Genomic DNA, 11,699 nt, shown 5'->3' with positions numbered 1-11,699 from the left:
CATAATAATTTAAATTTATGGATTTTATCCCTTTATGTACTATTTTTAAATTTTATCACATAAATGGAGATAAAAGCCCACCTAGGAAATTATCCCCGCATGTATTTAAATCAAACACAAAATTACAGTTTCAAAACTAGGTATGTTATTGAATTTATATGCTGATTCTTTTGCATATAAATGAATATTGTGCTTTGAAACTCTTATGTGTGTTCGGAAAGTTCGTCGGATGTGCTTTCATGCTGATTCAATCTGGTTTGTGTTTACACCTGTTGGTGACACATACCCAACTTCATGATTTACGATTTCATGTTTGGGATAGAAGTTTTTGAAACTTACATATCCCTTCCAATAATCCGTAAATAGACAGCACTCAGTAAAAATGTGTTTCAATGCAAATCTTAAAAGGTTTTTTTCATCTGCATTTTTCAGCACCTTCACAATTAGTTTGTTGCTGGTTTTCTCATAAACTCCAACAATCAAAGTTTTATTCAACAAGGATCTTCCTTGTTTTTTAAAACCTAAATGTGAAAGATACATTTCATCCATCTGTGCTGTGCCATCAAGAATGAAACCTGCATCTTGATTTCCAATTCTAGTCCTGATTTCATGACACATTCTTCAAGCTGTTTTATAGGTAACACTCAATTCCCTTGCAACATCGGTTGCTGGTATGCCATGCTTTGTGTTTATTCATCTAAAGATGAGATAAAACCAAGATGTCATTTGGGTTTGTGACTTATAAAAAATGGTTCCATAAAGAATACTAAATGTTTGGTTACAGTTCAAACATCGTATTCTTCTCAAATCAGAAGTATTCAAACTAGAAGAAGCACATCTGATGCATTTCATTATTTTCAACTTCGCTATATATTTCAAACAATCGTTTTCAGTTTGAAATATGCTATTGAATTCATTTCCATTCATTTTTTCCTCCACACTAGTACATGTGGGGATAATTTCCTTTTTTAATTCTTTCAATTGGATTTTCAGTAGCATCAATAGCTAACAAATTATTATTAGTACCTTTATTTTTTGTTAAATCTTTTTTTCCGGGTAAATTAAAAATTCCGCTTTTTATTAAAATATTTTCAATTCAAAAAATATTACGAATGCAACTAGTATGACTAATATTATATCTTTTTGCAATAACTCTACAACTACTATAGTCTTTTCAATATTCTAAAGTCATTAATAAACGCTCTTCAATTACAATTTTATTTTTTCTACCACCATAATATTTTTGTTTAGACTCAGCAATTTTTAAAATTTCAAGCATTTTATAAAATGTTTGTGGCTTTATGCCGACTAAACTATAAAATTCTTGATCATCTTTATATTTTTTCAACATAATAACTATCACCTTTAATATTAATAATAATCGTTAAATTGTTAAAATTAAAGGTTTTGCACCAAGTCTAATGAACAAAATAACAATAGTAATAAATCTAACGAAATATCTTGAAAAGATTAGGGGTGTTCAATCATGAAATGTAATTATTGTTGAAGAAAAGCAAGTTGAAGTATAAAAATTATGATTTATGGCAATATTTTTTATAAACATATTTGCACTTATCATTTTCTTAAAGATGAAATTTCATCACGGGATATGAAACAAACTGAAAATAAAAAACTAGGTGGTGAAAACAATGCAGTTATCAAATAAAGAAGAAGAACTTCTATCAATGTATCAAAATTGAATAAAAGAAAATAAATTAAATGATAAGTTTAGTGCATATTTTATTTCCCAAACTTCGATGTTAGTGTTCCAAGTCTGAGATTTAGAAAAACTGATAAGTGAAACTATTTGATTAAAAACCGATAATGAAAAATGACGGTTTTATATTAAAAATTTAGATGAAAAAATTAATAAATCTTTTTTATTAAATGAAGTTATAGAAATTGAAAAAGATTTTGTTTTGAAAACTTTTAAAGAAAGGCATAATTTGTAAACAATGTGGAACAATGTATAATAATATAGTGTTTGAATAATTAAAAAGTGTTGGATTTAAGAATATGAATGGTTTTATATTCATATTCTTAAACCTCGCTAAAAATAGCAATTATGGACTGTATTTAGGTAAATAGTATCAAGGAGAAATTATGGAACAAAAATTAACAAATTATCAAAAAAATCAAGAACAAATTTTAGTTGATAAAAAAGAAAAAACTAAATTGTCAAGAAAAGAAAAAAATCAATGAGATCGTGATTTGTGAACAAGAGTTTAAAAAGGAGTTAAAAAATGGCAGCAGAAGTATTTTTTGAACCAGAAAATGAAAAGTTTAACCTTTATATTGATAATAAAGAAGTCAAGCGTGGTGGTAAATTTAAAAAAATTAAATGAAAAAATGAACAATTAGAATTATTCAAAAGATTTAAAGAAATTAAACAAAATATTTGAATTCAAATATATGATGTTTATTTAGATAAATCAGAAAATGTTATTGGTCTTGGTTTTAGAATTACTCCTGAAGCCAGTTTTTATCATGAATATCCAGACATAGATTTTGATATCAATGGTTTCGTTATTAGTGATTTAGAAGAAGAATTAAAAGATATAAAAGCCAGTAGTCAAAAATGATACAAGTTAGTTAATAATTTTTATAAAGTTTTAATAAATTTACAAAAAGAACAAAAAATAATTATTAATAACAAATCAAAAATACATTAAAAGGAGAATAAAAAAATGAACAAAGTTATATTAATAGGCAGACTTGCTCGTGATTTTAAATTATATAAAACTCAAAGTGAAAAAACTTTTACTTTTTTTACCATTGCAGTTAATAATATTTCAAATCAAGCTGATTTTATTTCATGTGTTGCATGAAATAAAGTTGCTGAAAAAATATGTGAATATTTAGGTAAAGGTTCTTTAATATCGTTATCAGGAAGACTGTCAGTAAGAAAAATAATAAATCAAGATAGAAAAGAACAATATATTACTGAAGTTGTTGCCGAAAATGTTACTTTTTTAGAATATCGCAAGCAAGATAATAATAGTTTAAATAATGTTAATACTGATAATTCACTAATAGAAATTGATAAGAAAATTGATTTAGATAGAGCTTTTAAAAATGTTAATTACACTTTAAATAATTCAGGAATTGAAAATCTATATGAAAATAACGATTTGGATTTTACTGAAGAAGTTATTGTTTGAGATAATTAATTGTGATAAATAACTATAATTTAAAGGAGAACCAATAAAATGAAAAGATTAATAACTACAATAACTCTTAGTGCATTAGTAGGTACAAGTACAAATAATTTAAAACCAGTATTTACGAGTAATGTTGTAAATCATGGTTTTAAATCAAATCAAGTAAATAATAAAGAAATTAATATTAAAAATGAAAATGATATCAACCCTTTTGTACCTAGACAAATAAATAAATTCGACGGAATAATTATTAAATGCAATACCTTTTCCAAAACAGGAGTAATTTATTTAGGAACAGATAAAGGATTGTATAAAAGCACTGATGGTTTTAATTTTAAAAGTATTGGAAATTTAACAGATAAAACAATAACTTCTATTGTGATTACTGATGATGGTATTGTCCTTGTAGGAACAGATAAAGGATTGTATAAAAGCACTGATGATGAAAAGTTATTAAATATAATATCTTGAACTAGTAACAAAAAAGTTAATTCTATAAAATGGTCACACTAAATTTCAATGAAGCAAAGCAAATATAGTTTGTTTTGATTTAAGAGAGTTATTTGAAAATAGTAATAAAAAAATAATCAATTTACAAATGATGTTGATTTTACAAATGCTAGGAATTGAACTTTCAGCAACTCAGTCATACAACGAAAATAAACAAGAAAAAGATTGAAAACGAATTATTATTGCTGTTGATGAATCACATTTACTAGCTAACGAAAATAATAGTGTTGCATTAGACTTTTTATTTCACACAATGAAAAGAATTAGAAAATGCAAAAGCTCATTAATTATTGCAACATAAAACATTGCTGATTTTACTGGCAGTGAAAATGTCAAAAAGAAATTTACTGGCATTATCAACAATGTTCAATATACCTTAGTTGGTGGTATGCAACTAAATGACTTAAATAATTTAAACGATATGTATAAACAATCTGGTGAACTTAGTGAAGCTATTAAAAGTTATATTGCAAAAGCAAGCCAAGGTAAATTTTGATTTAAAATTTCGAAACAAGAGCAACTGCCCATTCAAGTTTTACAAATTGATGATGAAGTGGAAATGGTTGGACATACATAAAAAATAAATAATGAAGCTAAATATCAAATTATTTGAAAAATTATTTTTAAATCCAATAAGTAAAGTAATTGAAATTTTAATATTATTTATGTTTTTATTTCTGTTTTTACCATTGTTGATGATAAATAGTAATTTTAAAAAGTTTAAAAAAGAATACAAAGTATTAAAACTAAAACAAAAAATTTCAAGGAGTAAATAAAATGCAAAATAATAAAATAAATTTTTGTACATTAACCGGTGATAATTGTTCGTGATGTGAAAAGAGAGTTTATGATTATGAGAAAAACATCATAATGGATAGGTTACACTTTATTGGACACTAATTACGTAGACAAGTGAACAAATTAGTTAAAAGAAAGGAACTATAATTATGGCCAATATTAACTCATATACCGACGAATTTAAGAAACAAATAGTAGCTTTATATCAAAGTGGTAAGTTGGTGTCTTGTCTTGCTAAAGAGTACAATGTTACAAGAGCAGCTACTTATAATTGAATTAAGCAATTTACTAATTCAGGTAGTTTTAAATCCAAAGATAATCGTTCTCTTGAAGAAAATGAATTAATTAAATTAAGAAAAGAATTAAAACAGTTACGAATGGAAAATGATATTTTAAAGCAAGCAGCACTAATAATAGGCAGAAAATAGAGATTATTATCAATAATAAATGTAAATATAAAATTCGTACAATGTGTCGTTTTTTAAAGATCTCTAAATCAACATATTATTTTAATTTCAAGAAAAAAGAAAAAAATCAAAATAATATTTTAATTTTCAAAAAAACTCTTGATGAAATAAAAAAAATCATCAACCTGGCCTAAAATTTGATTTTATTTAATTTTGGGATTTATTTTTTTTACAAACTGAAATATAATGCTTCAGATTTTGCATAAGGTGATATTTTATAATGTTGGTATTTAAATTTTCATAAATTGAGGTAATTTTGAATATTGGTAAATCCAATACCATGATAATGAGTAATAAATTCTTTTAAACTTGATTGTATTTTACTGATATTACTTAAATTTTTATAATTTAATTCTTTATTTTCTTTTGATTTAAATTTCTTGAGAGTACATTTTGTTTGTTTAGCTACTGTATCATATAGTATTTGCATATCACAAACTATAATTGATTTTTCTTCGATAAGCTTAGATGTTAAATTTTCTTGTACTCATTTTTTTGTTAATCTTTTAGTATTTGTTGTTTGAGCATAAATATTTTTATTTTCATCAATTGCCATTTCAATACAACAGTTTAAATCTTTAGCATTTTCTTCAATTCATTTTTTTCTTGGATCATCTGGATTTTTGAAATTTCCTTTATGAATTTCTTTGATAAAAGTTTCATCAATTTCAATTCTACCTTTTAATTTTGTGAATGGTTTTTGTGTTTTTGCTAATTGTGATGATTTCATAAATTTTTGACGATTAAATCATGCTGATTTTTTTGAAATTTTAGCAAATTGAGAAATAATATAAGCAGATTGACCTAACAATGACAATCAAATTATTCAATCTCATTGTTCATGAGATAAATGACTTCAATGTAAAAAATGATTTCTTAAAGCATCAAAGCTACTTTTACAATCTTTGCATAAATATTTTTGCTTATTATTCTTAAAACCATTTTTTACACATCAATAAGATTTACAATTTGGACATTGAATTCCTTTTTATTTAAATTTTTTATCAATTGCATCTAATTTTTCTTTTTTCTCAATTTGTTTAATTCTATTTTTAAAATGTCTAATAATTTTTATAAATTCTTCATCTTTTTTGTTTTTTAAAACATCAATTAATTCATTATTAGTCACAAAAAATCACCCCTCATATAAAAATATTACTTTTAATTTTAAATTAAAAGTAATATCAAGATTTTTTGTGAAAATTAAAAGAATTATTTGATTAGACTTGGTGCAAAACCTTTAATTTTAACAATTTAACGATTATTATTAATATTAAAGGTGATAGTTATTATGTTGAAAAAACCTGAGTTGTAAATATAAATGGGACAGTTTTTTAAAATAATTGTATTAAATCTATTGGTCTTTTATAAGAGAGCGATTTTCTGGGTGTAGAATTAATTTGAAATGCTATAAAATTTAAATATTTTTTTATATGAAGATAGATCTGTAGATTTTGGTAAATATCTTCTTAAAATACCATTATTATTTTCATTTAAACCCCTTTGGCAAGGTTTACCAGGATCTGCAAAATAAATTTTGACATTACAAATTTTTTCGATTAATCTTCATTTACTAAATTCTTTACCACGATCAAAAGTAATGGTTTTAACTGTTCCTTTTTGTAACTTTGAAATAAATTTTATTATACTTTTCGTAATATTTTCTGATTTATGATTTTTAGTTACTAAAGGAATTGTGGTTTTTGATCATATATCAGCCAAAGTAATAATAGAACTTTTATGATCTTTGCCAATGATAGTATCACCTTCTAAATGACCAAATTCTTGTATATTTTTAATATTAGGAATGATTAAATTTCTTTCATGAATAGACTTACAATTATTAATTTTGCCCCTAGTTTCTTTTTGTTTGTGAGATTTATTTTTGCCTTTTCTCAATAAGTTATTTTCATCAAAACCCATTCGATTTGTTTTAAACATGTTATATAAAGTTGGGTGAGTAAAGTTAATAGTTATAATTTAATTTTCTTTAAATAAAAGACAACATTAAATTATTTAATTGTATTTACATTATATACTATTTTATATTATTTTACAAGTTTTTTAGTGTATACACTTTAATTATTTTAAAACTAAAATTCCTAACTATTTAGGTTTAAGATTTATTAAATTTTAACAATTTAAAGTAAAATATTTAATTTATTAATTCTTGCTGAATTAATTATAAGCATATTATTAAGTACTTTATCATTATAAATTTTAGCACCATATCCTTTTAAAGATTTAACAAGATGTGATACATCACTTTCAGCACAAACACCTTGATTTCAATTTTCTTTTTGATTTATAACACCTTCTTTATTATTTTTAAAATATTTATATATTTGTTCATCAACTTTATTTTCTTTTAAAAAATTTAATAATTGATAATATTCACCATTAACAAATAAATCATATGCATTTGTTAATTTTTTATTATCTATTTTTCTATTAAAAATAAATCCTTTTTTAAGTGCTTTAAATGCATGATGTCTATCAATTACATAAGGAATATTTTCATTTTTAGCAGAAGTTTTAATTCAAGGCGCACCATCACCAATAAATACTAAACTACTTTTATTATAAATATATTGTAAATCAAGAAATTCATAAATTTTATTAATAAATTCTTGTTTTTTAATTCTTTGACCATTTTTAGTTTTCATATAAGTAATTTTTTTATCTTTTAAAACATTTCTACTTTTAGTAGATTTTTCTAAATCTTTTCCTTTATTTGCACTAATTGTACGAATACGATTTTTTTGTTTTTTATTATTAAATAATGAACTAATAAAACAATCATCCATATTTACAAATAATTTTTCAGTTGGTAATACTATCTTTTTTTCTGTTACTTTTTCAACATTTATTACTGCATTTTTCATTACATTAGTCATATATGTTTTAGAAAAATTACTATTTTTTATTATATCTTGTACATCAGATTGTCTTTTACCATTACCTGAATTTTTTATTATTGTATGTTCTAAACTAGTAAGTGTTCTTTTTCTTTTTTTAAGTTTTATATAATCATCTAAAGGATAATAATATTTATTAGTTTCTAATATTAAATAACCTCTACGATAAAAATCATTTATTTTACCATATTGAGTATTTGGACTTCTTTTTGCAGTTTTAACATATTTATGTTTATTTTTATCATATATATTTTGATATCAAAAATCATCATATGCTTTTAATAGATTTGTGAAATAATTTAAACCATTATTTTTAATTTGATTATCAAGTTCATCATAATTAAGTTCATTATTAAGAAAATTCATAATATTATTTCCTTTCTTAATTTATGATTTTTATTATAGTAATTTTAGAAAAAAAGTTTGGAAATATGATAATTGTAAAATGATATAATTAAATATATATGTTTTAAAATAAGGTGATAATATGCCAGCAAAAAGAAAAGAATTAGGAAATTATAAAGAAAAAATAAATGAATATGGCTTTTATCCCTTTATGTACTATTTTTAAATTTTATCACATAAATGGAGATAAAAGCCTACCTAGGAAATTATCCCTGCATGTATTTAAATCAAACACAAAATTACAGTTTCAAAACTCGGTATGTTATTGAATTTATATGCTGATTCTTTTGCATATAAATGAATATTGTGTTTTGAAACTCTTATGTGTGTTCGGAAAGTTCGTCGGATGTGCTTTCATGCTGATTCAATCTGGTTTGTGTTTACACCTGTTGGTGACACATACCCAACTTCATGATTTACGATTTCATGTTTGGGATAGAAGTTTTTGAAACTTACATATCCCTTCCAAGAATCCGTAAATAGACAGCACTCAGTAAAAATGTGTTTCAATGCAAATCTTAAAAGGTTTTTTTCATCTGCATTTTTCAGCACATTCACGATTAGTTTGTTGCTGGTTTTCTCATAAACTCCAACAATCAAAGTTTTATTCAACAAGGATCTTCCTTGTTTTTTAAAACCTAAATGCGAAAGATACATTTCATCCATCTGTGCTGTGCCATCAACAATGAAACCCGCATCTTGATTTCCAATTCTAGTCCTGATTTCATGACACATTCTTCAAGCTGTTTTATAGGTCACACCCAATTCCCTTGCAACATCGGTTGCTGGTATGCCATGCTTTGTGTTTATTCATCTAAAGATGAGATAAAACCAAGATGTCATTTGGGTCTGTGACTTATAAAAAATGGTTCCATAAAGAATACTAAATGTTTGGTTACAGTTCAAACATCGTATTCTTCTCAAATCAGAAGTATTCAAACTAGAAGAAGCACACCTGATGCATTTCATTATTTTCAACTTCGCTATATATTTCAAACAATCGTTTTCAGTTTGAAATATGCTATTGAATTCATTTCAATTCATTTTTTCCTCCACACCAGTACATGCGGGGATAATTTCCATGAATATTTTAGAGATAATAAAAATGTTCCAACAAGAATGACAAAAACTGGTTTAAATTTAGCATTAGGAATTGATAGAAAATATATATATGATTGCCGACGCTACCAGACAAAATGACAACAAAAATTTTTAAAAGATTATGATAAAGCATGTCAAAAAATTGCTAATTATTTATTAAGAAGTACTATGCAAGACCCAAAGTATCAATGAGAATATTTAAGAAAATGTCATCCAGAAGAATTTGATGATTTACAAGAAAATTATCAAGATAATACCACTAAAAATAATATAATTATTAATATTTGTGAACCAAGAAAAATAGAAAATAATGATTAGAAACCTATAATAAATATAGGTTTTTTTTCTTTATTTTAAAGGGTAAAAATGATATAATTTAATAAAGCGATTATGTTATTTATTAACATAAGTTACAAGGGATTATCAAAAAAGCGATTATTAAACAAGGGAGTATTTTTATGTCTAATTTTGAAGTTAAAGAAAAAAAAGAAACTTATTCTTTTGAAGAATTACAAGAAACTTTAAAACAACAAAGAAATGTTGTATATGCTCAAGCAAAAGATGAATTTCTTAAAAAAGAATTAGAACCTAAATTAACTGAATATGAAACTAAAATAAAAGAATATGAAAATAAAATTAATAGTTTTGAAGAGCAACAATTATTTTCAAATATTAAAGATACTAAAAAAGTAAATTTAATTAAAAATTTAATGAGTACTGATAATTATAAATCTTTATCAAAACAAGAAGCATTTAATAAAATAAATGAAGATTATAAAGATTTTTTAATTGATAAAACAGAACCTATTAAACAAGAAAATAAACTTAATTCAAATGATTTTAATCCTAAAACTCTTTTAGATTTACATACAAATAGTATTAATCCAGAAGAATTAGAAAGAAAATTAAATGAAAAAGCAAAAACTACAGGTATTACTGATGTTAATGAATTAGAAAAACTTGTAAATTTAGCAAGAGGAAATGCACTTCAATCTATTAAATAGAAAGAGGATAAAATGGCAATTCCACAAATACCTAAAGCATTTATTATTGGTGGTAATTCACCTACTGAAAATGCTGTTTTAAGTGTACTTGAAGCACAAGTTCGTGGTGAATTAACTGCTGAATTAAGTACTTTATTTATGAGAAATACTTTTACTGCTGACCAAATAGCAAATATTAGTGGTGTAGCAATGGCAATATATAGAGCAACTGTTCGTGTATTATGAGGTTCTACATGAGATGAATTTACTGGTACTAAAAGACAAAAAGGAATAGTTAAAACAACAACATTAATTATTGATAAAGAATTAACAATTGATTTTAATATTCCAGAATTTGATATTGAAAGATTTATGACTTCACCAGCAAATGTTGCAACACAAATTGTTTCAAATTGAACAAGTTCATTTATGAGAAATTTAAGAGAAAATTTTGAATTAATATTTTTACAAGGTACAAAAGATTATGCAATTGCTAAATCATTAGTATTACCTTTAAATTTAAATAATATGACTAAAGAACAAGCATTAAATGCTTATTATATAATTGGAGAAAAAAATAATAAATTAATTAAAAAAGTAGATGATATTACAGTTGGTATTAATAAAGCAGATTTAACTGGTGCTTGTGGTATTGATAGTAGTTTTAATCTTGCAAAAGCATTTACATTATTAAATTATGGACAAATTGCTGCAAATACTTTAGCAACTGGTAAAAGATATACAAATCAAATTATGGGCATGGAATTTTATGAAAGTTTTTATTTAGAACAAAATTTTATTCATGATACTCTTTCTGGTATGCATTTAGAAAAAGATTATAAATTATTAGATTTATTTGGAGTAATTTATAATCGCTATATGTGAGGTATGCCTATTTCATTTACAAAAGTAAGAAATAAATTAGATAATGCTACAGATAATATTCGTATTATTGGTAAAGCATTATATTCATTACCAGCAGCAATAAGACCTAATTTAATGTATATTATTCAAGAAAAAATGCCAACAGTAGATGAAATTAAAGAAGCAAGAGCAAAAAATTATAAAATTGATGCAACTAATATTAATGCTACTTATCAAAGTACTGATTATGATAATATGAATATTTTAGATTTACAAGATGTAATTTATTATAAAAATTTAGGAAAAATTACTATGGCTGGAGATATTCCTACTAATGCTGAATTAGATATTGCAATAGTAAAAGTTGGTAATAATGGATTTGAATCAACTAAAGCAACATATAGTAATATAACTGATACATCTGCTATTATGACTGGTAATAAAACTGATTATTATGGAACAGTAAAATTAAGTTTTACAAAGGCATAATAT

General features: G+C 24.0%; 17 protein-coding genes and 1 pseudogene. 11 read left to right on the top strand and 7 right to left on the bottom strand.

The features are described 5' to 3' along the window. Positions 1–105 precede the first annotated feature (105 nt). Together AAHM78_RS05710 and AAHM78_RS05705 are read right to left on the bottom strand one after the other, a co-directional pair. Positions 106–822, bottom strand: coding sequence for an IS1595 family transposase (locus tag AAHM78_RS05710; protein WP_342253573.1), 717 nt, complete (start codon positions 820–822; stop codon positions 106–108). 118 nt (positions 823–940) lie between these two features. Next, a complete protein-coding gene (locus AAHM78_RS05705) occupies positions 941–1,351 on the bottom strand; it encodes a transposase family protein (RefSeq protein WP_342254656.1) in 411 nt (136 codons plus the stop codon). A gap of 298 nt (positions 1,352–1,649) precedes the next feature. Here AAHM78_RS05705 and AAHM78_RS05700 point away from each other — a divergent pair, with 298 nt between their 5' ends. The 8 genes from AAHM78_RS05700 to AAHM78_RS05665 all read left to right on the top strand — a co-directional run bounded on the left by AAHM78_RS05700 (position 1,650) and on the right by AAHM78_RS05665 (position 4,897). Then, on the top strand, positions 1,650–1,952 hold the full coding sequence (locus tag AAHM78_RS05700) for a hypothetical protein (RefSeq protein ID WP_342254655.1): 303 nt from the start codon (positions 1,650–1,652) through the stop codon (positions 1,950–1,952). A 151-nt stretch (positions 1,953–2,103) separates the two neighbouring features. Further along, positions 2,104–2,229, top strand: a complete 126-nt coding sequence (locus AAHM78_RS05695; protein WP_342254654.1) for a hypothetical protein — start codon at positions 2,104–2,106, stop codon at positions 2,227–2,229. 14 nt (positions 2,230–2,243) lie between these two features. Next, the gene (locus AAHM78_RS05690) at positions 2,244–2,672 is read left to right on the top strand and encodes a hypothetical protein (RefSeq protein ID WP_342254653.1); all 429 of its coding nucleotides are present in this window, start codon (positions 2,244–2,246) and stop codon (positions 2,670–2,672) included. A 15-nt stretch (positions 2,673–2,687) separates the two neighbouring features. After that, entirely contained in the window at positions 2,688–3,170 is a 483-nt protein-coding gene (locus tag AAHM78_RS05685; protein WP_342254652.1) for a single-stranded DNA-binding protein, read from the top strand. A 39-nt stretch (positions 3,171–3,209) separates the two neighbouring features. Then, positions 3,210–3,674: a hypothetical protein gene (locus AAHM78_RS05680; RefSeq protein ID WP_342254651.1), complete on the top strand. Its 465-nt coding sequence runs from the start codon at positions 3,210–3,212 to the stop codon at positions 3,672–3,674. Positions 3,675–3,777: 103 nt separating this feature from the next. Then, on the top strand, positions 3,778–3,972 hold the full coding sequence (locus AAHM78_RS05675) for a hypothetical protein (RefSeq protein WP_342254650.1): 195 nt from the start codon (positions 3,778–3,780) through the stop codon (positions 3,970–3,972). 87 nt (positions 3,973–4,059) lie between these two features. After that, positions 4,060–4,248, top strand: coding sequence for a hypothetical protein (locus AAHM78_RS05670; RefSeq protein WP_342254649.1), 189 nt, complete (start codon positions 4,060–4,062; stop codon positions 4,246–4,248). Between the two features lie 370 nt (positions 4,249–4,618). Next, a complete protein-coding gene (locus AAHM78_RS05665; protein ID WP_342254648.1) occupies positions 4,619–4,897 on the top strand; it encodes a transposase in 279 nt (92 codons plus the stop codon). A 208-nt stretch (positions 4,898–5,105) separates the two neighbouring features. Here AAHM78_RS05665 and AAHM78_RS05660 read toward each other — a convergent pair whose 3' ends face one another. The 5 genes and pseudogenes from AAHM78_RS05660 to AAHM78_RS05640 form a co-directional block, all read right to left on the bottom strand. After that, positions 5,106–5,747 (bottom strand): transposase, encoded by a 642-nt coding sequence (locus AAHM78_RS05660; RefSeq protein WP_342254647.1) that lies wholly within the window; start codon positions 5,745–5,747, stop codon positions 5,106–5,108. Positions 5,748–5,924: 177 nt separating this feature from the next. After that, a complete protein-coding gene (locus AAHM78_RS05655; protein ID WP_342254646.1) occupies positions 5,925–6,065 on the bottom strand; it encodes a hypothetical protein in 141 nt (46 codons plus the stop codon). Positions 6,066–6,270: 205 nt separating this feature from the next. Further along, positions 6,271–6,889, bottom strand: a pseudogene (locus tag AAHM78_RS05650) (IS30 family transposase); the annotation flags it as partial. Positions 6,890–7,077: 188 nt separating this feature from the next. Further along, a complete protein-coding gene (locus AAHM78_RS05645; RefSeq protein ID WP_342254645.1) occupies positions 7,078–8,220 on the bottom strand; it encodes an Mbov_0401 family ICE element transposase-like protein in 1,143 nt (380 codons plus the stop codon). Between the two features lie 261 nt (positions 8,221–8,481). Continuing rightward, complete coding sequence (locus tag AAHM78_RS05640) at positions 8,482–9,198, bottom strand: IS1595 family transposase (RefSeq protein ID WP_342254241.1); 717 nt, start codon at positions 9,196–9,198, stop codon at positions 8,482–8,484. Between the two features lie 180 nt (positions 9,199–9,378). On the opposite strand from AAHM78_RS05640, the gene AAHM78_RS05635 reads away from it, so the two are divergent. The 3 genes from AAHM78_RS05635 to AAHM78_RS05625 all read left to right on the top strand — a co-directional run bounded on the left by AAHM78_RS05635 (position 9,379) and on the right by AAHM78_RS05625 (position 11,696). Then, positions 9,379–9,678: a hypothetical protein gene (locus AAHM78_RS05635; protein WP_342254644.1), complete on the top strand. Its 300-nt coding sequence runs from the start codon at positions 9,379–9,381 to the stop codon at positions 9,676–9,678. Between the two features lie 140 nt (positions 9,679–9,818). Next, positions 9,819–10,364, top strand: a complete 546-nt coding sequence (locus tag AAHM78_RS05630; RefSeq protein WP_342254643.1) for a hypothetical protein — start codon at positions 9,819–9,821, stop codon at positions 10,362–10,364. Positions 10,365–10,376: 12 nt separating this feature from the next. Continuing rightward, positions 10,377–11,696: a hypothetical protein gene (locus AAHM78_RS05625; RefSeq protein WP_342254642.1), complete on the top strand. Its 1,320-nt coding sequence runs from the start codon at positions 10,377–10,379 to the stop codon at positions 11,694–11,696. Positions 11,697–11,699: the final 3 nt, after the last annotated feature.

Source organism: Spiroplasma endosymbiont of Zeiraphera isertana (assembly GCF_964030805.1).
GTDB lineage: Bacteria > Bacillota_I > Bacilli_A > Mycoplasmatales > VBWQ01 > Spiroplasma_E.
This window is presented reverse-complemented; position numbering and strand designations above follow the sequence as displayed.